We start from the raw sequence: 21389 nt of genomic DNA, 5'->3' as shown, positions 1-21389 counted from the left end.
CCCACGTGCCGTCCATCGACGTCGTCGTAGCCCGGGAAATCCTCGACTCGCGAGGCAACCCCACCGTCGAGGTCGAGGTCGGCCTCGACGACGGCAGCACGGGCCGTGCAGCCGTCCCCTCCGGTGCGTCCACCGGTGCGTTCGAGGCCCTCGAGCTCCGCGACGGTGACAAGAGCCGTTACCAGGGCAAGGGCGTGGAGAAGGCCGTGCTGGCCGTCATCGAGCAGATCGGCCCGGAGCTGGTCGGCTACGACGCGACCGAGCAGCGGCTGATCGACCAGGCGATGTTCGACCTGGACGCCACCCCGGACAAGTCCTCCCTCGGCGCCAACGCCATCCTCGGTGTCTCGCTGGCCGTGGCCCACGCCGCCTCCGAGGCCTCCGACCTGCCGCTCTTCCGCTACCTGGGCGGCCCGAACGCCCACGTGCTGCCGGTCCCGATGATGAACATCCTGAACGGCGGCTCGCACGCCGACTCCAACGTGGACATCCAGGAGTTCATGATCGCACCCGTGGGTGCGGAGTCCTTCTCCGAGGCCCTGCGCTGGGGCGCCGAGGTCTACCACACCCTCAAGGCGGTCCTGAAGGAGCGCGGCCTGTCCACCGGCCTCGGCGACGAGGGCGGCTTCGCGCCGAACCTGCCGAGCAACCGCGACGCCCTCGACCTGATCGTCGAGGCCATCAAGAAGGCCGGCTACCAGCCCGGCCAGGACATCGCGCTCGCGCTCGACGTGGCCGCCTCCGAGTTCTACAAGGACGGCAGCTACTCCTTCGAGGGCAAGTCCCTGTCGGCGGCCGAGATGACCGCGTACTACGCCGAGCTGGTGGCGGCGTACCCGCTGGTCTCCATCGAGGACCCGCTGAACGAGGAGGACTGGGACGGCTGGAAGACCATCACCGAGGAGCTCGGTGACAAGGTCCAGCTGGTCGGCGACGACCTGTTCGTCACCAACCCCGAGCGTCTGCAGCGCGGCATCGACAGCGACACCGCCAACGCGCTCCTGGTCAAGGTCAACCAGATCGGTTCGCTGACCGAGACCCTCGACGCGGTCGAGCTGGCCCAGCGCAACGGCTACAAGTGCATGATGTCGCACCGCTCCGGCGAGACCGAGGACGTCACCATCGCCGACCTCGCCGTCGCCACCAACTGCGGCCAGATCAAGACCGGCGCCCCCGCGCGCAGCGAGCGCGTCGCCAAGTACAACCAGCTGCTGCGCATCGAGGAGATCCTCGACGACGCCGCGGTGTACGCCGGCCGCTCCGCGTTCCCCCGCTTCAAGGGCTGACCCCGTCCGGTGCCGCCCGCCGCGTCCGCGGCGGGCGGCACCGTGCGCCAGCAAGGGCCACCCGAACCCCACCGGAGGTGCACGTGCCGGATCGCTTCTCCACCGCGACGCGCATCCGTGCCCTCGGGGCACAGGCGCAGGCCCGCGTCTACCGCGCGGCCGGCCGCCCGCGACCCGCGCTGCCCCGTGGCCGCAACCGGCTGACCGGCCGGGCCGCGCTGCTGGCGCTGGTCGTCTGCGCCCTGGTCGTCGCCCTCGCCTACCCCATGCGCCAGTACGTGGCGCAGCGCTCGCAGATCGCCGACCAGCGCAAGCAGGCCGAGCAGGCGCGCAAGCGGGTGGACGAGCTGCGGGAGGAGAAGGCCCGCTGGCAGGACCCGGAGTACGTCAAGGCGCAGGCCCGGGCCCGGCTGCACTACGTACTGCCGGGCGAGACGGCGTATACGGTGGTGGAGCCCACCGGGACCGCGGCTCCCGAGGACTCCGGCGCCCGCCGCAGCGACAGCGCGGCCCGCCGCCCCTGGTACGCGAACCTGTGGGACGGCGTCGACCACGCGGACGCCGCCGCCACCGCAGCACATCGTTGACGCAAGCCCCTGAGAGAGACACGCCCAGGCATGGAAAAGCCCCCGCCGCAGACCGAGCACGCCCCGCCCACCGAGGCGGACATCGCCGCCTTCAAGGAGCAGCTCGGCCGTCCGCCGCGCGGCCTGCGGGCCATCGCGCACCGCTGCCCCTGCGGCAACCCCGACGTGGTGGAGACGGCGCCGCGCCTGGAGGACGGGACGCCGTTCCCGACGCTGTACTACCTGACCTGCCCGCGCGCCGCCTCGGCGATCGGCACCCTCGAGGCCGAGGGCGTCATGAAGGAGATGACGGCCCGCCTCGCGCAGGACGAGGAGCTGGCCGCCGCCTACCGCGCCGCGCACGAGGACTACATCGCCCGCCGGGACGCCATCGAGGTCCTGCAGGGCTTCCCCAGCGCCGGCGGCATGCCGGACCGGGTGAAGTGCCTGCACGTCCTGGTGGGCCACTCCCTCGCGGCCGGCCCCGGGGTGAACCCGCTGGGCGACGAGACGATCGCGATGCTGCCCGAGTGGTGGCGCAAGGGCCCGTGCGTGAGCCCGTGCGGCGCCGCCGGGCAGGAGGAGGGCGAGGACCGGTGACCCGGGTCGCCGCCATCGACTGCGGTACCAACTCCATCCGCCTGCTCGTCGCGGACGCGGACCCCGCGACGGGTGAGATCAAGGACCTGGACCGCCGGATGACCATCGTCCGGCTCGGCCAGGACGTGGACCGCACCGGCCGGCTCGCCCCCGAGGCCCTGGAGCGCACCTTCGCGGCCTGCCGCGAGTACGCGGGCGTGATCGGGGAACTGGGGGCGCGCAAGGTCCGTTTCGTGGCCACCTCCGCCTCCCGTGACGCCGCCAACCGGGACGACTTCGTGCGCGGCGTGGTGGACATCCTCGGCGTGGAGCCCGAGGTGATCACCGGCGACCAGGAGGCGGAGTTCTCCTTCACCGGCGCCACCAAGGAACTGACCGGACGTACGGACCTGGAACGGCCCTTCCTGGTCGTGGACATCGGCGGCGGCTCCACCGAGTTCGTCGTCGGCGACCGCCACGTCACGGCCGCACGTTCGGTCGACGTCGGCTGCGTGCGGATGACCGAGCGCCACCTGGTCCGCGACGGCGTGGTCACCGACCCGCCCACCGCCGCGCAGATCGCCGCCATGACGCGGGACATCGACGCCGCCCTCGACCTCGCCGAGCGGACCGTCCCGCTGCGCGAGGCCCGCACCCTCGTCGGCCTGGCCGGGTCCGTCACCACGGTCGCCGCGATCGCGCTGGACCTGCCCGAGTACGACTGGGCCGCCATCCACCACTCCCGCGTCCCGGTCGGGACGGTGCGGGAGATCAGCGCGCGCCTGCTGGCCGCCACGCACGCCGAACGCGCCGCGATCCCGGTGATGCACCCGGGACGGGTCGACGTGATCGGCGCGGGTGCCCTGGTGCTGCTGCGGATCATGGAGCGCACAGGCGCCCGGGAGGTCGTGGTCTCCGAACACGACATCCTCGACGGGATCGCCTGGAGCATCGCCTGAGCAGGGCCTTTTCCAACTGAGCGGACCTTGGGGGCGGGCGTGACACGCCCGCCCCACAAAGTTCGTGAATTTCTTCACATGAAAGTTCCCGCCGGACGGCCCAACTTTCCGGGGCCGGGACCCCGCGAGCCCTCCAAAACCCTTGGTGCGCCCGTGTTTCGGCGGTGTTGCGGGACGGTGGCGGGGTGCCCCCGGATGCCGATCGCCGCTGGTCGGACGGGGCGCTCAACGCCCGCGGCACCCACCGGGTTCCCCCTGGGTGCTGTGGCCCTGGTCACGAAGCGGCGCAGTGTAGCAGAGGGCACCGCAAACCTTGTGAAGGGGCTCACGAGGTACCCCCTGGGGCGTGGTGAATACTCGAAGCATGAGCACCACGGAGCGTCCCAGGATCCTCGTAGTAGGCGGAGGGTACGTCGGCCTGTACGCGGCGCGGCGCATCCTCAAGAAGATGCGTTACGCGGAAGCGACGGTGACCGTCGTCGACCCGCGCTCGTACATGACGTACCAGCCGTTCCTGCCGGAGGCCGCCGCCGGCAGCATCTCTCCCCGCCACGTCGTGGTGCCGCTGCGCCGCGTGCTCCCCAAGGCGGAGGTCCTCACCGGCCGGGTCACCACCATCGACCAGGACCGCAAGGTCGCGGTCGTCGAGCCGCTCGTGGGCGAGACCTACGAACTGCCCTTCGACTACCTGGTGGTCGCGCTCGGCGCCGTCTCCCGCACCTTCCCGATCCCCGGCCTCGCCGAGCACGGCATCGGCATGAAGGGCGTCGAGGAGGCCATCGGCCTGCGCAACCACGTGCTGGAGCAGCTCGACAAGGCCGACTCCACCAACGACGAGGACGTCCGCCGCAAGGCGCTCACCTTCGTCTTCGTCGGCGGCGGCTTCGCCGGCGCCGAGACGATCGGCGAGGTCGAGGACATGGCCCGCGACGCGGCCAAGTACTACACCAACGTCAAGCGCGAGGACATGCGCTTCATCCTCGTCGACGCCGCCGACAAGATCCTCCCCGAGGTCGGCCCGGAGCTGGGCACCTGGGGTCTGGAGCACCTGCGCGAGCGTGGCATCGAGGTCTACCTCGGCACCTCCATGAGCTCCTGCGTCGACAAGCACGTGGTGCTCGCCAACGGCCTGGAGGTCGACGCCTCCACCATCGTCTGGACCGCGGGCGTCAAGCCCAACCCGGCGCTCGCCCGGTACGGCCTCCCGCTCGGCCCGCGCGGCCACGTGGACACCGCCCCGACGCTCCAGGTCCAGGGCACCGACTACATCTGGTCCGCCGGTGACAACGCCCAGGTCCCCGACCTGGCCTCCGGCCCCGGCGCCTGGTGCCCGCCGAACGCCCAGCACGCGCTGCGCCAGGCCAAGGTGCTCGGCGACAACGTGGTGTCCGGCATGCGGGGCTTCCCGCAGAAGGAGTACAAGCACGCCAACAAGGGCGCGGTGGCCGGCCTCGGCCTGCACAAGGGCGTCGCCCTCATCCGCTTCGGCAAGCTCAAGCTGAAGTTCAAGGGCCGTCTGGCCTGGTACATGCACCGTGGCTACCACGGCATGGCGGTCCCGACCTTCAACCGCAAGATCCGGGTCCTCGCGGACTGGACGCTGGCGATGTTCCTCAAGCGCGAGGTCGTCTCGCTCGGCGCCATCGAGAACCCGCGCGAGGAGTTCTACGAGGCCGCCAGGCCGGTCCCGGCCGCGGCGGTCGCCGCCGAGGCCACCAAGGCCAAGGCCTGAGCAGGTAGCAGTCCGGCCGAAGGGCGTCCGCCATCCGTGGGGCGGGCGCCCTTCGCCGTGCCCGTGTCCCTGGCCCCGGGGCACAGGACATGAGATGGGTAGAGGTAAAGAAGCGGTAGTGCGGGAATGTCGGTGTATCCCGCATCCGTTTCCCAGCCCAGTGGACCCGTCTTCATGGAGGCACGGAGGTACCCGCCATGGCCGATGCGGCCGGACGACTGACCGCTCTCGCCGAGCAGGCGCTCGGCGTTCCCCTCCCGCTGCGCATCCGTGCGTGGGACGGCAGCGAGACCGGACCGCCCGACGCCCCGACGCTGGTCGTGCGGCACCGCCGGGCGTTGCGCCGGCTGCTGTGGAAGCCCGGCGAGCTCGGCCTGGTGCGCGCCTGGGTGGCCGGTGAACTCGACGTCGAGGGCGACCTGTACGAGGCGCTGGACCGGCTCTCCGGGCTCGTCTGGGATCGCCCCACCGAGGACGACGGGGCGTCACCGCGCCGTCTGCTCGGGCTCGCGCGCGACCCCGAGACCTACCGGCTGGCCCGGGAGGCCCTCGCCCTCGCCGGCCCAGGACTGCCGCCGCCCCCGCCGCCGGAGGAGGTCCGCCGGCGCTCCGGGGTGCTGCACAGCCCGGTCCGCGACCGGCAGGCGATCAGCCATCACTACGACGTCGGCAACGACTTCTACGGGCTGGTGCTCGGCCCGTCCATGGTCTACTCGTGCGCCTACTGGGAGGGGCCCGACGCGACCCTGGAGGACGCCCAGCGGGCCAAGCTCGACCTGATCTGCCGCAAGCTGGAACTGCGGCCCGGGCAACGGCTGCTGGACGTCGGCTGCGGCTGGGGCTCCATGGTGATGCACGCCGCCGAGCACTACGGCGTCCACGCCACCGGCGTCACGCTCTCCACCGAGCAGGCCTCCTCCGCGCGCAAGCGGGTCGCCGACGCCGGCCTCGCCGACCGGATCGACATCCGCGTGCAGGACTACCGGGCGGTCGACGACGGGCCGTACGACGCCATCTCCTCGATCGGCATGGCCGAGCACGTGGGCCGCGAGCGCTACCGGCAGTACGCCGGGGTGCTGTACGGGCTCCTGCGGCCCGGCGGCCGGCTGCTCAACCACCAGATCGGCCGCCGCCCCTGGGCCGATGAAGAGGCCTATCACGTCGACGAGTTCATCGACCGGTACGTCTTCCCCGACGGCGAGCTGGCCCCGGTCGGCTCCACCGTCTCCCGGCTGGAGGAGGCCGGGCTCGAGGTACGGGACGTGGAGGCGATCCGCGAGCACTACGCCCTGACCCTGCGGCAGTGGGTCGCCAACCTGGAGGCGCACTGGCCGGAGGCCGTCCGCCTCGCCGGAGCCGGCCGCGCCCGTGTCTGGCGGCTGTACATGGCGGCCTCCGCGCTCTCCTTCGAGCAGAACCGCATCGGCGTCAACCAGGTGCTCGCCGTCCGTCCGACCAAGGACGGCGGCTCCGGGATGCCCCGCACCCGGGCCGACTGGCTGGGCCCGGGCCGGCAGGACTGACGCGCCGGGGGCGGAGGCCGTCGCGGCCTCCGCCCCTCGGGCGCCTCCCGCCGTTCCGCTACTCGGCCTTGATGGCCTCCAGCATGTTCAGCCTGGCCGCCCTACGGGCCGGCCACAGCGCGGCCAGGACGCCCACCAGGGCGGCCATCGCCAGGAACACCCCGATCCTGTCCCAGGGCAGCGTCATCGCATAGCTCGGCAGCTGGGGCTTGATCAGCCCGCCGACGGCCCAGGCGAGGAACACCCCGAGCCCGAGGCCCAGCACCGCGCCGAACAGCGAGATCACCAGGGACTCCAGCCGGATCATCCGCTTGACCGCGGCACGGTCCAGGCCGATCGCGCGCAGCATGCCGATCTCGTGCTTGCGCTCGAAGACCGACATCGCCAGCGTGTTGATCACACCCAGCACCGCGACCAGCACGGCCATCGCGAGCAGCCCGTAGAGGATGTTCAGCATCAGGTCGATCGTGGAACTGAGCTCGCGGGAGATGGCCGCCTTGTCCTGGACCTTGATCACCGGGTTCTCGCCGAGCGCCTCCACCAGCGCGTCCTGGTTGGCCTCGTCGGCGCCGCCGGCCATCCGCACCAGCACCCGCATGTCCCCTGCCTCGGGGGTGTGCGGGGTGACCGTGGCGTTGTCCATGATCACGCCGTTGATCAGGTCGCCGCCCTCGTAGACGCCGCCGATCGTCAACCGCCCCTTGGTGCCGTCGTCGTAGCGCACCGGCAGGCTCTGCCCGGTGTGCCAGCCGCGCCGCTCGGCGGTGTCGGAGTCCACGACGACGGAGTCGCCGTGCACCGCGGCCAGGGAGCCGTGGGTGAAGTCGAAGGTGAGCAGCCGCCCGATCTGCGGCGCGTCGACGCCGGTGACCCACTCGTCCTCGCCGCCCAGTTCGGTGTGCGCGTCGCGCACCGCGCTGGAGTCGCTGACGCCGTCGGTGCCGGCGACCTTCTCGGCCACCTCGGGGGAGAGGTTCCGGCCGGTGGCCATCGTGATCTGGTAGTCGGCCTTCAGGTGGGCGGCGGCCAGTTCGTCCACGGTGGTCTTGACCGAGATGGCCACCACCGTGAGGGCGGTGATCAGGGTGAGACCGATCATCAGGGCCGACGCGGTGGCGGCGGTGCGCCGCGGGTTGCGCACCGAGTTCTGCCGGGCGAGCTTGCCCGTGACCCCGAAGGGCCGCAGCAGCGGCGCGGCCGCGGCGACCACCGGCCGGGACAGCAGCGGCGTGAGGACGAAGACGCCGATCAGCAGCAGCCCGGCGCCGCCGCCCAGGACCATGTTGCCGTTGTCCTTCATCCCCGAGCCGGCCAGGACCAGGACCACACCGGCCGCCGACAGCAGCGCGCCCAGGGTGTTGCGCAGGAGCAGGCCCTTGACGGTGGCCGGGGCGTGCACGCTGCTCATCGCCGCGACCGGCGGGATCTTGGCGGCCCGGCGGGCCGGCAGCCATGCGGCGAGCATGGTGACGCCCACACCGACGGCGAGCGCAGCCCCGGCCGTGCCGGGCTGTACGGACAGGGCGCCCTCGGGCAGTTCCGCCCCGGCCGAGCCGAGCGCCGCCCGCATGACGGCCGCGATGCCGATGCCCAGCAGGAACCCGGTGGCACCGGCCACCACGCCCACCACGAGGGCCTCGACCAGCACCGACCGCGTCACCTGCCGGCGGCTGGCCCCGACCGCGCGCAGCAGTGCGAGTTCCTTGGTGCGCTGGGCGACGAGCATGGTGAAGGTGTTGGCGATGATGAAAATGCCGACGAAGAGCGCGATGCCGGCGAAGCTGAGCAGGGTGGTGTTGAAGTTGCTGAGGTCGGAGGCGATCTGCCGGGCCTCGTCGTCCGCCAGTTTCTGCCCGGTGGTCGCGGTGGCGTCCTTGGCGTGGCGCGGCAGCAGCTTCTCGATCTCGGCCCTGAGCGCGGCCTGCGCGGTGCCCGGCGCCGCCTTGACGTCGATCTCCTCGTACGTGCCCGGCTTGCCGAAGAGCTTCTGGGCCGTGGCCGTGTCGAAGAGCACCAGGCTGCCGCCCGCGGCGACGTTGCCGTCGTCGGTGGAGAAGACGCCGGTCACCTTCTGCCGCATCACCGGGCCGTCGATGGACATCCGGACGGTGTCGCCGACGGCGTAGCCCGTCCGCTCGGCGGTCTTGGAGTCCAGCGCGATCTCGGAGGAGGTCCGCGGGGCGCGTCCCTCGCGGATCGGATAGCGGTCCGCACCGGCGTAGTTGCCGCCGCGGGTGGACCAGCCGTCGCCGACCAGCCGGCCGTCCTTGCCGGCGATCGCGGTGAAGCCGGTGACGGTCGCGGTGGTGGACGCGGTGCCGGGCAGCCGGCCGATCTCGTCCACCAGCCGCTGGGGGAGCGGGTGGTCGGCGTCCCCGTAGGTGACGGCGACCGAGACGTCGGAGTAGCTCCTCGCGGAGGCCTTGCGGAGGGCATTGCCGATGGTGTCGGTGAACACCAGGGTGCCGGAGACGAAGGCGACGCCGAGCATCACGGCGAGCACGGTCATCAGCAGTCTGGCCTTGTGCGCGAGCACGTTGCGCAGGGCGGTACGGAACATGTCAGGGCTTGTCTCTCGGTCGTGGCTCGTGGTCGGCGGCGCGGATCAGCTGGTACGGCCCTTGGCGTCGAAGCGCTTCATGCGCTCCAGCACCGTGTCCGCGGTCGGGCCGTGCAGCTCGTCGACGATCCGCCCGTCGGCGAGGAAGACCACGCGGTCGGCGTAGGAGGCGGCGACCGGGTCGTGGGTGACCATGACGACCGTCTGGCCGAGCTCCTTGACGGAGTTGCGGAGGAAGCCGAGGATCTCCGCGCCGGAACGGGAGTCGAGGTTGCCGGTCGGCTCGTCGGCGAAGATGATCTCGGGCCGGCTGGCCAGTGCCCGGGCGACGGCGACCCGCTGCTGCTGTCCGCCGGACAGCTGGGACGGCCGGTGCGACAGCCGCCCGGACAGTCCGACCGTCTCGACGACCCGGTCCAGCCACTGCTTGTCGGTCCTGCGGCCGGCGATGTCCATCGGGAGCGTGATGTTCTCCGCGGCGGTGAGCGTCGGCAGCAGGTTGAACGCCTGGAAGACGAAGCCGATCTTGTCCCGGCGGAGCTTGGTGAGCTGCTTGTCCTTCAGCGAGGACAGCTCGGTGTCGCCGATCCGCGCCGAGCCGGACGAGACGGTGTCCAGGCCCGCCATGCAGTGCATCAGCGTGGACTTGCCCGAGCCCGAGGGCCCCATGATCGCGGTGTACTCGCCGGCGCGGAACTCGACCGTCACCGCGTCAAGCGCGACGACCCGGGTCTCGCCCTCCCCGTAGACCTTGCTCAGGTCGGTGGCGCGGGCGGCCGTGGCCGTGGCGGTGGGGTGTGCGGTGGTGGTGGTCACGGCACGCTGCTCCTGTCGGGACGGGGGGAGTCGATCGGACCCCTCCATCGTCCCGACGGGAGACGTCGCCGGGATCCGTCCACATCGTGGTTCTGCAGGCAGTCCCGAGAGGTACACGCGGACCCCCGCGTCCTACTTGGGGATGACGGGGACCCCGACATCCCGCCCCCGGGTGGAAGCGATTTCGCGTCATATGCAGCGGGCGCGGTCCGCCGCCCGGACCGCCCCGGGCCTGTGCTTTCCTCCGGGCGGAACGTATCTGATGGTCCGTCAGTCAGCCTTAAAATCAGACAACATGACGAATCCTGGGCCCTGTTCCACCCACCCCGCCGGATAGGCTCGTACTGCGCTCTCGCACCGCCACGCCCGGATGGTGGAATGCAGACACGGCGAGCTTAAACCTCGCTGCCCCTTGCGGGCGTACCGGTTCGAATCCGGTTCCGGGCACTCACTTCCTCACCGGCGTGACACCACCGCCACGTTCTCAGCCCCGTTCGCGTTCCACCGGGAGCCACAGTTCGGCCTCCGCCTCGGTCCCGTCCGCGGAAGGACGGGCGCGCAGGATCTCGGGGCCGGGGCGGCTGCGGTACGGGTTGGAGGGGAACCACTGGGTGAACACGTCCCGCCACAGCTCCTGGATGGCCTGCGGCGCCGGCCCGGAGGTGGTGAAGACCGCCCAGGTGCCCGCGGGGACGGGGAGGACCGTGGTGCCGTCGGGCGCGGCCGCCGAGGTGATCACCCCCTGGTGGTAGTCGAGGAAGGTGCCTTCGGCGCGACTCGGGTCCAGGTCGTCGCAGACCGCGACGACCCCCCGCGGTTCCTGGTCCGACAGCTCCTCCAGACGTGCCACGAGCCGCGGGTCGATCCCGCGGACGAAGTCGACGATCGCCTGGTTCGGCCCCGAGTGCACCAGGGGGACCCGGGCCTTGAGCCCGACGACCCTGAAGTCCGGCCTGTCCACGACGCGGTAACGCATGCTGCTGCTCCCTTCGACGGTGAGGCGGAAGGCCAACCGGGGCTGGGAGACCAGCGCGGCGCCGGTGCGCCGGGCCTCGCCCGGTCCGACCCCGTGCACGGCGCGGAACGCCCGGGCGAAGGCCTCGCCCGATCCGTACCCGTAGCGCACCGCGACCTCCAGCAGCGTCGCGGGCCCCGCGAGCACCTCCGCGCCGGCGACGGTCAGCCGGCGGCGCCGTACGTACTCCGAGAGCGGCATGCCCGCGAGCGCGGAGAACATCCGGCGCAGGTGGTACTCCGAGGTGCCCGCGACACGTGCCAGCGCGGCCACGTCGACCTGCCCGTCGAGATGGCGCTCGATGTGCTCCAGGGCCTGGTTGAGACGTTCCAGCACTCCCGGTCCCCTTCCTCTTCCACGACCCACGCTAGGCGTCGGGCACCCCGCCGGACCCGACATCCTGTGCCCGGTCGGGTCGGGTGGCAGCGACGTCCGCCGCCGCACGGGCGAACGCCCGGACCCGGGCCGTGGTGTTGCCGTGCCGCCACACCAGACCACGCTCGATGGGCGGTGCGTCGTGGAGGGGGACGTAGGCGAGGTCCGGCCGGGGGTAGTAGCGGCGTGCGTGCTCCCCGACGGGGAGGACGCCCCGGCCCAGCGCCACCAGGGTGAGCATCTCGGAGAACGACCCCCCGGACGGCCCCTTCGGGACCGGGCGGCCCGACGGGGTGCGCTCCGGGGTGCGGTCCCGCTTGAAGGCCACCGAGGTCACCTCCGGGTACTGCACCACGGGGTGGTCCGCGAGCACCTCGAGCGACACCGACTCCCGGCCGGCCGCCGGGTGCCCCGCGGCCACCGCGAGCACCCGGCGCTCCCTGAGCAGCACCGGTCCGCGGACCATCCCGTCGAAGGGGAAGGAGGCCAGGAGCACGTCGACGGAACCGTCCAGCAGGCTCGCCCGGGAGGTGGCCAGCTGGACCTCGCGCACGTCCACCCGGCAGTCGGGATGGCGCTCGGAGAACAGGCGGACCACCCTCAGCAGCGTGGGCGCCGTGCCCTCGCCGAGGAAGGCCACGCGCAGTGCGCCGGTGATGCCGCGGCCGGCGTCGGCGGCCCTGCGCAGCGCCTCCTCCATCCCGGCGACGAGGGGGAGCAGGTCGTCCGCGAGCCTCCTGCCGACCGGGGTGATCCGGACGCTGCGGCTGTTCCGCTCGAAGAGCGGGCAGCCGATGCTGCGTTCCAGCTTGCCCACCACCTGGCTGACCCGCCCGGTGGTGACCCCCAGGCGCTCGGCGGTCCGGCCGAAGTGCAGCTCCTCGGCGAGGGTGAGGAAGGCCTCGATCTCCACCCGCTCCAGCACGCTTCCCCCTCGGCGTTGAACTCCGCTCAACGATCGTACGGTGATCATGCCTTGATGGCGGCGGCCCCCCGGCGGATCGTGGAGGACGTCCACGGCACACCACCTCTGGAGGAGACATGACCGTGCTGCGCGTGAAGGCCTTCGACCACCTGGTCCTCAACGTCGCCGACGTCGAGCGGTCCCTGGCCTTCTACACCGGACCGCTCGGGCTTGAACCGGTGCGCGTCGACGAATGGCGCGCGGGGAAGGCCCCGTTCCCGTCGGTGCGGGTCACCCGGGAGACCATCATCGACCTGGTCGCCGGGCCCCGCGGCGAGTCCAACGTCGACCACATCTGCCTCACCGTGGAACCGCTGGACTGGGAAGAGGTCGTCGCGTCCGGGGTGTTCACGGTGCTGGAGGCCAACGTGCGGAGGTTCGGCGCGCGCGGCTCGGCCCTGTCGACCTACGTCGAGGACCCGGACGGCAACACGGTCGAACTGCGCTGGTACCCGCAGGACGCGCAGGATTGAGCGCGGCTCCGGGCGCCGCCTTCGGCGCCCGGCCCGGTTGCTACAGTGCGCCCGTGTCCGACTCCTCGCGTGAATCCCTGGCCGGCGCCGGCTGGGAGAGCCAGCAGCCCGGCGCCTACCGGGAGTTGATGCCGGCCCGGGTGGTCAACCTGTCGTGGCTGGACCCGGTGACCCTGTGGAAGGCCCGCAACGGCCCGCTCGCCTCGCTGTTCGGCGACCCGACCGGCCGGGACCGGCAGCGCTGGGTCAACGGCCAGCTGGAGCGAGGGGCGTCCGGCACGGACCTGGTGATCGAGCGGGACGACCCCGACACCTTCTCCTTCCTCCTCCTCGGCGACACCGGCGAGGGCGACGACCCGCAGTACGCCGTCGTCCCCGGGATGCTCAAGGCGGGCGCCGGCACGCGCTACGCCGTGATCTGCAGCGACGTCCTCTACCCCGTCGGCAGCGCCGACGAGTACGACACGAAGTTCTTCCGGCCCTACCGGGACTACGACGCCCCCGTCTACGCCATCCCCGGGAACCACGACTGGTACGACGGGCTCAACGGCTTCATGCGGGTCTTCTGCCGCGCCCCCGCCCTGCCGCCCGCGCCGCGCCCCCGCCGGTTGACCCGGGCCTGGTGGCGCACCCTGCTGTGGGCGAAGCCCGACGTGCCGGACGACGCCCGGCTCGACGAGGCCCGGCGGCTGCGCTCCGCGCCCTCGCAGACGGCCTCCCAGCCCGGCCCGTACTGGGCGATCGACTCGGGGCCGATACGGATCATAGGCATCGACACGGGGCTGCTCGGCGACATCGACAGGGAGCAGGGCGAGTGGCTGCGCCGGGTCTCCCTGGGGCCCCGCCCCAAGATCCTCGTCACCGGTTCCCCGATCTACGTGGACGGCGAGCACCACCCCTGCGCCATCGAGGGCGGCGGCACGGTCGACGAGGTCGTCCGCGACCCGGAGCGCAACTTCGTCGCCGTGATCGGCGGGGACATCCACAACTACCAGCGCTACCCGGTGGACGTGGACGGCCGGAGGATCGAGTACGTCGTCTCCGGCGGCGGGGGCGCCTTCATGCACGCCACCCACACGATCCCCCGGGTGGCGGTCGGCGGCGTCACCGAGGACCGCTTCCGCTGCTACCCGATGCGCGGCGACTCCCTCGCCTTCTACAGCCGGCTCTACGGCCGCCGGCTCCACCTGCGCCGCCTGTTCGACCTGACCCCGGACGAGGCGTCCGCGGTCCTCGCCCGGCGCCTCGGCATCCCGGCCACCCGGGCCACCGGCGCCCGCGTGACCTGGCGGACCCGCTTCGTCGCGAGCGTCCTGGGTGCTCCGCCCCGGCCGGACCGCAGGCGCCGGCTGCGCCTGCCCGTCCGCCGGGTGCTCACCCGTCTGCTCTCCCCGGGCTCGGCGACGTACAGCCCGCCGTTCTTCAAGAGCTTCCTGCGGCTGGACGTCAGCCCGGCCGCCGTCCGCGTGCGGTGCTTCGCCGCCACCGGCCTGCTGGCGCACGAACTGGACCCGCCGGTCGAGGACGACTTCACCGTCCCCTTGCCGTACGCGAACGGTACGTGAACGCCGGGGTCCTTTCCCCGGCCCTTCCCGCTGCGCGCATCACGATGCCCCGCGACGGCGGTGATCTGCACGAACGCGCCGGATGCGGCGGTGCGGGGCGGCCCGCGGACGGAGGCGCCGCGACCACCTGTACGGACAAGTCCGGGCCTAGGCTTTTACCGTCACCTGAAGGTCCCGTCGCGTTCTGGACATCTGCGCTTAGTCAACCTTCCCCCTAAGGCTCCTAAGTTCACAGCCAAGCAATGGCAAGCAGTGAGCAACGGAGGTCGTTGTGTCCGAGGGTGTTCGCAGGGCCCGGCGGTACGCCGCGCCCGTGGCGGCTGCGGCCGCCGCCGCGGTCGTGACCATGGTGGTCAGCCCGACGCTGGGTGCGTCGGCCACGGCCCCGCAGACCGCAAGCAAGGGCAAGGCCCCGGCTGCGAAGAACGTCATCTTCATCAACGGCGACGGCATGGGTGCCGCCGCCCGGCAGGCCGCGCGCCTGCACCTGACCGGTCTGAGCGGTCAGCTCGCGATGGACAAGCTCCCCTACTCGGGTCAGCTGACCACCGAGCCGGACGACCCGAAGGCCGTCGTCACCGACTCCGCCGCGGCCGCGACCGCGTGGGCGACCGGTGAGAAGACCTACAACGGCGCGATCAGCGTCGACGTGGACGGCAACCCGCTGGCCACCCTGGGCCAGCAGGCCAAGGCCGCCGGCAAGGCCACCGGCCTGGTCACGACCGCGCAGGTCACCGACGCGTCCCCGGCCGCCTTCTTCTCCAGCACGGCCAACCGGTCGGCGCAGGACGAGATCGCCCGCCAGTACATCGAGGTCAGCAAGCCCGACGTCATCCTGGGCGGTGGCGAGGACTGGTGGCTGCCCGCGGGCAGCCCCGGCGCCTTCCAGGACAAGCCCGCCGAGGACACGTCCGAGGCGAGCAAGGGCACCAAGGGTGACCTGATCAAGAAGGCCCAGAAGGCCGGCTACTCCTACGTCTCCAGCGCGGACCAGCTGAGCCGCGCCAAGGGCGGCAAGCTCCTCGGTCTCTTCGCCAACGAGGAGATGTTCCAGCAGCGTCCCGAGGGCCAGGGCGACGTGTACAACCCGGTGGTCGGCCTGTCCACCATGACCAGCAAGGCCCTCAGCACGCTGGACAAGAACAAGAAGGGCTTCTTCCTCATGGTCGAGGAGGAGGGCGTGGACGAGTTCGCGCACTCCAACAACGGCGCCCGCGTCCTGCAGTCCATGCAGGAGCTGGAGAAGGCCGTCGCGGTGGCCCGCGCCTACGTGGCGACCCACCCCGACACCCTGCTGGTCGTCACCGGTGACCACGAGACCGGCGGCCTGGCCGTGGAGGAGGCCGACTCCGCCGACGAGTCCGGCGACGGCATCTCCGCCGAGGACGGTCCGTTCAGCATCCGCGGCAGCGACAAGTCGTTCTACATCGACTGGACCACCTCCGGTCACACCGCTGTGGACGTCCCCGTCACCGCGGCCGGCCCGCTCGCGGACCGCTTCACCGGCAAGCACGCCAACACCTACGTGCACGACGTGCTGAGCCAGATCCTGGCGACGCGTCGCTGAGCGAGGATCCACGTGCGGCGGGTGCCGGGGAGGGGACGTCCCCTCCCCGGCACCCGCCGTTCCTCCCCGGCGGTGTGGCGCCGCGGGGACGGGGAAAGCCGTGGTGACAGGCATGGTGCGCGGGCCGCAAAAGATCCTCCTTGAGGCGTAGGCGACCCGCTTTGCCATACCATTACTCTTGGTGCGAAGCCGTATCGCGCGGCCATGGAGGAGTGACAGATGAGGAGCAGCAACCCGGTCTTCTCGCGGCGTGGGTTCTCCCGCGGGGAGGGCTACGCGGGCTTCGGCGGTCAGCCGCAGACGCAGGGCGTCCCCCAGACGGGCGGCAACCCCTACGCGGGCACGAACCCGTACGCGGGCAGCAACCCCTACGACACCACGTACCAGGCCCCGCCGGGCGCCCCCGTGCAGACCGGCCGGATGACGATGGACGACGTCGTCATGCGCACCGCCATGACCCTGGGCACCGTGGTGCTCGGCGCGCTCGTGGCGTGGTTCGTGCTGCCGGTCTCGGAGAAGAGCTACGGCCTGGCGATCGGCGCCTCGCTCGTGGCCCTGGTCCTGGGCCTGATCCAGTCGTTCAAGCGTGAGGCCTCGCCCGCGCTGATCCTCGGCTACGCGGTCTTCGAGGGTGTCTTCCTCGGCATCTGGAGCAAGATCCTCAACTTCATGTGGCCGGGCATCCCGCTCCAGGCCGTGCTGGGGACCATGGCGGTCTTCGTCGGCATGCTGGTGGCGTACCGCACCCGCCTGATCCGGGTCACCGCCCGCTACACCCGCATCGGCATGGCGATCGCCATCGGCTTCGTCATCCTGACGTTCGTCAACCTGATCGCCGCGATGATCGGCGGCGGTGACGGCCTCGGCCTGCGCAGCGGTGGGCTCGGCATCGTGGTCGGCATCATCGGGATCGCGCTGGGCGCGTTCTTCCTGTCGCTGGACTTCAAGCAGATCGAGGACGGCATCCAGTACGGCGCTCCGCGCAAGGAGTCCTGGCTGGCGGCCTTCGGGCTCACGCTCTCCCTGGTCTGGATCTACCTGGAGATGCTGCGGCTGATCGCGATCCTGCGCGGCGACGACTGAGTGCGCTGACCCGCGAGGGACATTCAACGGGCCCCGGAGGCAATGCCTTTCGGGGCCCGTTCGCATGTGCGGGAGGGGAGGCGCGTCAGCCGAACCTCCGCGCGGCCCGCCTCAGGTCGTATTCGTGGACGATGGCCTTGGCGTGTCCGTAGGACAGGTCGTGCTCGCTGCGGAGCCAGCTGACTTTCTCTTCGAAGCGGAGGAAAGCGGGCCCGTCGTCGACCGTGCGAAGCCATTCGCCGATCTCGCGGCCGGTGCAGTGGGGGATGTGGGAGAGCAGGTTCCGGTGGGTCTCTTCCGAGAAGGTCTGTGACATCGGCGCCTCCGGTATGCGTTCCGGTCACCCCACCGTGCCTGAGCCGTCGACCGTTGGCAACAGTGCAACGCACTCGGTTGTGTGTACGCACCGGTAGGCTCGCGTGGTGCTGGACTGTACGACGCTCCGCGACGCCGCCGGACTCCTGGCGGCGCGTTACCGCTCCCTGCCGCAGAGCCGGCTCCGTGGCGAGGTGGCCCGGGCGGGCCTGGAACTCGCCCGTGAACTGGCCGCGATGGCACAGCGGATCGAGTTCCCCGGGCGGGAACCGCTGCCGGTGCCGGACGAGGGGGTCTTCGTGATCGGCGACCAGATCTCCGTGGCCGCCCACGACCTGGCCGCCGCCCTGGAACCGCATCCGGAACTGGCGCACGTACGCGACGCGGCCGTGTCCCGGATCGGGGACACGGCCGCGCGGTGCGGTCCGTAGGACGGGCAGGACGGGCTACAGCGAGGCGACCACCCGGTCGGCGAGCACGTAGACGGACTCCTCGCCGTAGGTGAAGGTCAGCGCGTAGCCGCCGGCGACGGCGGAGCCGCCCAGCAGTATCGGGGACTCGCCCTGGTCCAGGGCGTCGCAGAGGCGGTCGGCGGTGTCCCGGTCGCCCGGGGTCATGCAGAGCGTGGTGCCGTCGGCGAAGACGTACACGTCGAGCGTGCCGAGCGGGCCGGGACGGACGTCGGCGAGCGGCATCCGCAGGTCCGCGAGTTCGGACAGGCGCTCGGCGGTCTGCTCCTGGTTGGCCACGACCGGTGCCGGGACGCCGAACTCGGCGTCGGAGGGGTGCCGGAAGGGCGCCGGGCCACCGGGCTCCAGGCCCGCGAGGTCGGCCTGGCGGGGCAGGAACGGGCCGTACGGCAGTACCTCGTAGTCGGCGCCGGCGACGCCCGGGACCGGGCCGGCCCCCTGGCCGCCGAAGAGCTGGGCGTCGAGCTGCGGGTCCACGAGGGCCTCGCCGGACTCGCCCGTCCCGTAGCCGAGAGGGGCTTCCTGAGCGGCCCAGAAGGCACGTGCCTCGGCCAGTTCGCGCTCCCGCTCGTCGGCGAGCGCGTCGGCGACGGCGGTGCGGATGGCCTCGGCGTCCGGAGTGGTGCGTGCGGCGGGAACCCCGGCCGCCCGCCCGGCACGGGCCTCGGCCAGGTCCGCGCGCAGGGCCGCGACGTCACGACGTACGCCGCGTGTGGCGAACAGCGCGGCGGAGCCGGCGGCCACGGCGGTTGCCGCGCCCGTCAGCAGGACGAGGAACATGGCGCTCACTGGCGTACTCCCGACTGTGCTTTCCCGAGCCTGGCCCCCTGTACACCACCACTCTGCACCGGAATCCATGGCCTCTGCAGTGCGGAACGTCACGAAATGGGAGGGTACAAAGTCTCGCCCCGTACCGGTGGCACGCCTCTGACCTGCCTAAACGACCGCCCCCGGGATTAGGTCACATCCAGGGGGCGGTTCGATTGCGACTTGTGTCTCGAACGTACGTCCGAGGACCGGGAAGGGCCCGCGGGGCCCGTTACGACAGGCGCTCGATGACCATGGCCATGCCCTGACCGCCGCCGACGCACATGGTCTCCAGGCCGAACTGCTTGTCGTGCCACTGGAGCGAGTTGATCAGCGTGGTGGTGATGCGGGCACCCGTCATGCCGAAGGGGTGACCGACGGCGATCGCACCGCCGTTGACGTTGAGCCGGTCGATGTCGACGCCCAGGTCCCGGTAGGAGGGGATGACCTGCGCCGCGAAGGCCTCGTTGATCTCGACCAGGTCGATGTCGTCGATGGTCAGCCCGGCACGCTTGAGTGCCTGGCGGGACGCCTCGACCGGGCCGTGGCCCATGATCTCGGGGGAGAGGCCGGAGACGCCGGTGGAGACCACCCGGGCGAGCGGGGTGATGCCGAGCTCGCGCGCCTTGGTGTCGCTCATGACGACCAGCGCCGCGGCGCCGTCGTTCAGCGGGCAGCAGTTGCCGGCGGTCACGGTGCCGTCGGGGCGGAAGACCGGCTTCAGGCCCTGCACGGCCTCCAGGGTGACCCCGGCGCGCGGGCCGTCGTCCTTGGCGACGACCGTGCCGTCGGGCAGCGTCACCGGGGTGATCTCGCGCTCCCAGAAGCCGTTCTTGATGGCCTCCTCGGCCAGGTTCTGCGAGCGGACGCCGAACTCGTCCTGGTCGGCACGGGTGACGCCCTTGAGGGCCGCCAGGTTCTCGGCGGTCTGGCCCATCGCGATGTACGCGTCCGGGACCAGCCCGTCCTCGCGCGGGTCGTGCCACTCTCCCCCACCCTGCGCGGCGCGGGCCGCGGTGCGGGCCTCGGCGTCGGCGAAGAGCGGGTTGTGGGTGCCGGGCATGCCGTCGGAGCTGCCGTTGACGAAGCGGGACACGGTCTCGACGCCGGCCGAGATGAAGACGTCGCCCTCGCCCGCCTTGATGGCGTGCAGCGCCATCCGGGTCGTCTGCAGCGAGGAGGAGCAGTAACGCGTGACCGTGCAGCCCGGGAGGTGGTCCATGCCCATCTGCACGGCCACGATCCGGCCCAGGTTGTGACCCTGCTCGCCGCCGGGCAGGCCGCAGCCCAGCATCAGGTCGTCGATCTCGCGCGGGTCGAGCTGCGGCACCTTGGCGAGGGCCGCCTGGATGATCGTGGCGGTCAGGTCGTCGGGACGCAGGTCCTTCAGGGACCCCTTGACGGCCCGGCCGATGGGGGAGCGGGCGGCAGAGACGATCACGGCTTCGGGCATCGCGACTCCTCGACGAGGCGGCGGGGGTACGGCTGGGACTCTCTGGGAAGTTACCTGTACGTAGCGGAGGGAGTCACGGCCTGGGGGCTGTGACGCGGACCTCTTTCTGAGCGCTTGCTTAGTCCATGATGGCGCATCCTCGTGGCGAACGCGCCCCCCGTGCGATGCTGACGTGGTGAATCCGGACGACCTGGTACGGCTGCGGCGCGCCCGTGACGCGATGGACCGCGACTACGCGGAGCCCCTCGACGTCACCGCACTGGCCCGCGCGGCGCTGATGTCCCCCGGCCACTTCTCGCGCAGCTTCCGGGCCGCGTTCGGCGAGTCCCCGTACAGCTACCTCATGACGCGCCGGATCGAACGCGCCAAGGCCCTGCTGCGACGCGGCGACCTCACGGTCACGGAGGTCTGCTTCGCGGTCGGCTGCACCTCGCTCGGCTCCTTCAGCTCGCGCTTCACCGAACTCGTGGGCGAGACCCCGAGCGCCTACCGCGCCCGCGACCACGAGCCGGGCGCACCCATCCCGGCGTGCATCGCGAAGCGGTACACCAGGCCGGTCAGGAACAAGGAAGCGAAGACCGCGGCGCGGGCCCAGGCCCTGTCGTCAAAGTAACGCCGGCCGCCCGGAGCGCGGGGCAGGCGGGACTTTGACGAGAGGGCCTAGCGTGGTCCGCATGGACATCACGCTGTCACAGTGCTTCATCGCCGTCGACGACCACGACAAGGCGCTGCCCTTCTACCGCGACGTCCTCGGCCTGGAGGTCCGCAACGACGTCGGCTTCGAGGGCATGCGCTGGGTGACGGTCGGCTCGCCCGACCAGCCGGGCGTGGAGATCGTGCTCGAACCGCCCCTGGCGGACCCGGGCGCCTCCGACGCGGACAAGCAGGCCATGAGCGAGCTGCTGGCCAAGGGCATGCTGCGCGGGGTCATCTTCGCCACCAGTGACGTCGACGCCACCTTCGAGCGCATCCGCGACGCGGGCGGCGAGGTACTCCAGGAGCCCATGGACCAGCCCTACGGCGTCCGTGACTGCGCCTTCCGCGACCCCTCCGGCAACCTGCTCCGCTTCAACCAGCGCAAGGCCGGCTGACGCCGGTTCCGGGTGTCACGGTCGCCGGAGCAGACGGCGGCGGACGTAGGTGCGGGGTGCCGTGCGGCGCGTACCGTCGCCCCCGGGGGCCCGCGCCGCGCGGGGGTTGACCCCCTGCGGCGAGCGGACGGCGGCGGTCCCCGACGGGTGCCCTCGCGGGTGGATGGGAGACAGCCCCCGCCGCGGGCGC

The 21389-nt window shown here is 71.8% G+C and carries 20 protein-coding genes and 1 tRNA gene; 14 read left to right on the top strand and 7 right to left on the bottom strand.

Annotated elements, in window-relative coordinates:
- Positions 1 to 5: 5 nt before the first annotated feature.
- From eno to PV350_RS06585, 6 genes are all read left to right on the top strand, one after another.
- Positions 6 to 1286, top strand: a complete 1281-nt coding sequence (gene eno / locus PV350_RS06610; RefSeq protein WP_499516857.1) for a phosphopyruvate hydratase — start codon at positions 6 to 8, stop codon at positions 1284 to 1286.
- A gap of 83 nt (positions 1287 to 1369) precedes the next feature.
- Positions 1370 to 1873 (top strand): FtsB family cell division protein, encoded by a 504-nt coding sequence (locus PV350_RS06605; RefSeq protein WP_500333112.1) that lies wholly within the window; start codon positions 1370 to 1372, stop codon positions 1871 to 1873.
- A 30-nt stretch (positions 1874 to 1903) separates the two neighbouring features.
- Complete coding sequence (locus PV350_RS06600; protein WP_499512222.1) at positions 1904 to 2452, top strand: DUF501 domain-containing protein; 549 nt, start codon at positions 1904 to 1906, stop codon at positions 2450 to 2452.
- On the top strand, positions 2449 to 3390 hold the full coding sequence (locus PV350_RS06595) for a Ppx/GppA phosphatase family protein (RefSeq protein ID WP_500333111.1): 942 nt from the start codon (positions 2449 to 2451) through the stop codon (positions 3388 to 3390). Before PV350_RS06600 ends, PV350_RS06595 begins: the two co-directional genes overlap by 4 nt.
- Before the next feature lie 364 nt (positions 3391 to 3754).
- A complete protein-coding gene (locus PV350_RS06590) occupies positions 3755 to 5122 on the top strand; it encodes an NAD(P)/FAD-dependent oxidoreductase (protein WP_500333110.1) in 1368 nt (455 codons plus the stop codon).
- A gap of 197 nt (positions 5123 to 5319) precedes the next feature.
- Positions 5320 to 6645 carry a class I SAM-dependent methyltransferase gene (locus tag PV350_RS06585; protein ID WP_499512219.1) on the top strand — a complete coding sequence of 442 codons (1326 nt, stop codon included), beginning with the start codon at positions 5320 to 5322 and terminating at the stop codon, positions 6643 to 6645.
- A gap of 58 nt (positions 6646 to 6703) precedes the next feature.
- On the opposite strand, the gene PV350_RS06580 is transcribed toward PV350_RS06585, so the two are convergent.
- Both PV350_RS06580 and PV350_RS06575 read right to left on the bottom strand, forming a co-directional pair.
- Entirely contained in the window at positions 6704 to 9205 is a 2502-nt protein-coding gene (locus tag PV350_RS06580) for an ABC transporter permease (RefSeq protein WP_499512218.1), read from the bottom strand.
- Between the two features lie 45 nt (positions 9206 to 9250).
- Positions 9251 to 10069 carry an ABC transporter ATP-binding protein gene (locus tag PV350_RS06575; RefSeq protein ID WP_499512217.1) on the bottom strand — a complete coding sequence of 273 codons (819 nt, stop codon included), beginning with the start codon at positions 10067 to 10069 and terminating at the stop codon, positions 9251 to 9253.
- A gap of 316 nt (positions 10070 to 10385) precedes the next feature.
- On the opposite strand from PV350_RS06575, the gene PV350_RS06570 reads away from it, so the two are divergent.
- A tRNA-Leu gene (locus PV350_RS06570) sits at positions 10386 to 10468 on the top strand.
- Between the two features lie 37 nt (positions 10469 to 10505).
- Here the strand turns inward: PV350_RS06570 and PV350_RS06565 are convergent.
- Complete coding sequence (locus tag PV350_RS06565) at positions 10506 to 11372, bottom strand: AraC family transcriptional regulator (protein WP_500333109.1); 867 nt, start codon at positions 11370 to 11372, stop codon at positions 10506 to 10508.
- A 31-nt stretch (positions 11373 to 11403) separates the two neighbouring features.
- Positions 11404 to 12336 (bottom strand): LysR family transcriptional regulator, encoded by a 933-nt coding sequence (locus PV350_RS06560; RefSeq protein WP_499512215.1) that lies wholly within the window; start codon positions 12334 to 12336, stop codon positions 11404 to 11406.
- Positions 12337 to 12452: 116 nt separating this feature from the next.
- Here PV350_RS06560 and PV350_RS06555 point away from each other — a divergent pair, with 116 nt between their 5' ends.
- The 4 genes from PV350_RS06555 to PV350_RS06540 all read left to right on the top strand — a co-directional run bounded on the left by PV350_RS06555 (position 12453) and on the right by PV350_RS06540 (position 17063).
- Positions 12453 to 12848: a VOC family protein gene (locus PV350_RS06555; RefSeq protein ID WP_500328661.1), complete on the top strand. Its 396-nt coding sequence runs from the start codon at positions 12453 to 12455 to the stop codon at positions 12846 to 12848.
- A gap of 53 nt (positions 12849 to 12901) precedes the next feature.
- Positions 12902 to 14413, top strand: coding sequence for a metallophosphoesterase family protein (locus tag PV350_RS06550; RefSeq protein ID WP_499512213.1), 1512 nt, complete (start codon positions 12902 to 12904; stop codon positions 14411 to 14413).
- A gap of 271 nt (positions 14414 to 14684) precedes the next feature.
- Positions 14685 to 15980: an alkaline phosphatase gene (locus tag PV350_RS06545; RefSeq protein ID WP_500333108.1), complete on the top strand. Its 1296-nt coding sequence runs from the start codon at positions 14685 to 14687 to the stop codon at positions 15978 to 15980.
- Positions 15981 to 16199: 219 nt separating this feature from the next.
- On the top strand, positions 16200 to 17063 hold the full coding sequence (locus PV350_RS06540; protein WP_499512211.1) for a Bax inhibitor-1/YccA family protein: 864 nt from the start codon (positions 16200 to 16202) through the stop codon (positions 17061 to 17063).
- 85 nt (positions 17064 to 17148) lie between these two features.
- Here PV350_RS06540 and PV350_RS06535 read toward each other — a convergent pair whose 3' ends face one another.
- Positions 17149 to 17379 carry a DUF4287 domain-containing protein gene (locus PV350_RS06535; protein ID WP_319161564.1) on the bottom strand — a complete coding sequence of 77 codons (231 nt, stop codon included), beginning with the start codon at positions 17377 to 17379 and terminating at the stop codon, positions 17149 to 17151.
- Between the two features lie 106 nt (positions 17380 to 17485).
- On the opposite strand from PV350_RS06535, the gene PV350_RS06530 reads away from it, so the two are divergent.
- A complete protein-coding gene (locus tag PV350_RS06530) occupies positions 17486 to 17809 on the top strand; it encodes a hypothetical protein (protein WP_499512210.1) in 324 nt (107 codons plus the stop codon).
- Positions 17810 to 17824: 15 nt separating this feature from the next.
- On the opposite strand, the gene PV350_RS06525 is transcribed toward PV350_RS06530, so the two are convergent.
- Together PV350_RS06525 and PV350_RS06520 are read right to left on the bottom strand one after the other, a co-directional pair.
- Positions 17825 to 18637 (bottom strand): hypothetical protein, encoded by an 813-nt coding sequence (locus PV350_RS06525; protein ID WP_500333107.1) that lies wholly within the window; start codon positions 18635 to 18637, stop codon positions 17825 to 17827.
- A gap of 250 nt (positions 18638 to 18887) precedes the next feature.
- Positions 18888 to 20108, bottom strand: a complete 1221-nt coding sequence (locus PV350_RS06520; protein ID WP_500333106.1) for an acetyl-CoA C-acetyltransferase — start codon at positions 20106 to 20108, stop codon at positions 18888 to 18890.
- A gap of 175 nt (positions 20109 to 20283) precedes the next feature.
- Here PV350_RS06520 and PV350_RS06515 point away from each other — a divergent pair, with 175 nt between their 5' ends.
- Together PV350_RS06515 and PV350_RS06510 are read left to right on the top strand one after the other, a co-directional pair.
- A complete protein-coding gene (locus PV350_RS06515; RefSeq protein ID WP_499516856.1) occupies positions 20284 to 20721 on the top strand; it encodes a helix-turn-helix transcriptional regulator in 438 nt (145 codons plus the stop codon).
- A 61-nt stretch (positions 20722 to 20782) separates the two neighbouring features.
- The gene (locus tag PV350_RS06510) at positions 20783 to 21199 is read left to right on the top strand and encodes a VOC family protein (RefSeq protein ID WP_499512207.1); all 417 of its coding nucleotides are present in this window, start codon (positions 20783 to 20785) and stop codon (positions 21197 to 21199) included.
- Positions 21200 to 21389 lie beyond the last annotated feature (190 nt).

Source organism: Streptomyces sp. PA03-6a (assembly GCF_033792765.1).
Classification (GTDB): Bacteria; Actinomycetota; Actinomycetes; order Streptomycetales; family Streptomycetaceae; genus Actinacidiphila.
Note: the sequence above shows the minus strand (reverse complement) of the source record. Positions and strands in the feature narration are given on the sequence as shown.

Coding starts and splice junctions, on each gene's coding strand:
- PV350_RS06600 (WP_499512222.1), top strand. CDS start 1,904: ATGGAAAAGCCCCCGCCGCAGACCGAGCACGCCCCGCCCACCGAGGCG.
- PV350_RS06590 (WP_500333110.1), top strand. CDS start 3,755: ATGAGCACCACGGAGCGTCCCAGGATCCTCGTAGTAGGCGGAGGGTAC.
- PV350_RS06585 (WP_499512219.1), top strand. CDS start 5,320: ATGGCCGATGCGGCCGGACGACTGACCGCTCTCGCCGAGCAGGCGCTC.
- PV350_RS06580 (WP_499512218.1), bottom strand. CDS start 9,205: ATGTTCCGTACCGCCCTGCGCAACGTGCTCGCGCACAAGGCCAGACTG.
- PV350_RS06575 (WP_499512217.1), bottom strand. CDS start 10,069: ATGGAGGGGTCCGATCGACTCCCCCCGTCCCGACAGGAGCAGCGTGCC.
- PV350_RS06555 (WP_500328661.1), top strand. CDS start 12,453: ATGACCGTGCTGCGCGTGAAGGCCTTCGACCACCTGGTCCTCAACGTC.
- PV350_RS06540 (WP_499512211.1), top strand. CDS start 16,200: ATGAGGAGCAGCAACCCGGTCTTCTCGCGGCGTGGGTTCTCCCGCGGG.
- PV350_RS06535 (WP_319161564.1), bottom strand. CDS start 17,379: ATGTCACAGACCTTCTCGGAAGAGACCCACCGGAACCTGCTCTCCCAC.
- PV350_RS06520 (WP_500333106.1), bottom strand. CDS start 20,108: ATGCCCGAAGCCGTGATCGTCTCTGCCGCCCGCTCCCCCATCGGCCGG.
- PV350_RS06510 (WP_499512207.1), top strand. CDS start 20,783: ATGGACATCACGCTGTCACAGTGCTTCATCGCCGTCGACGACCACGAC.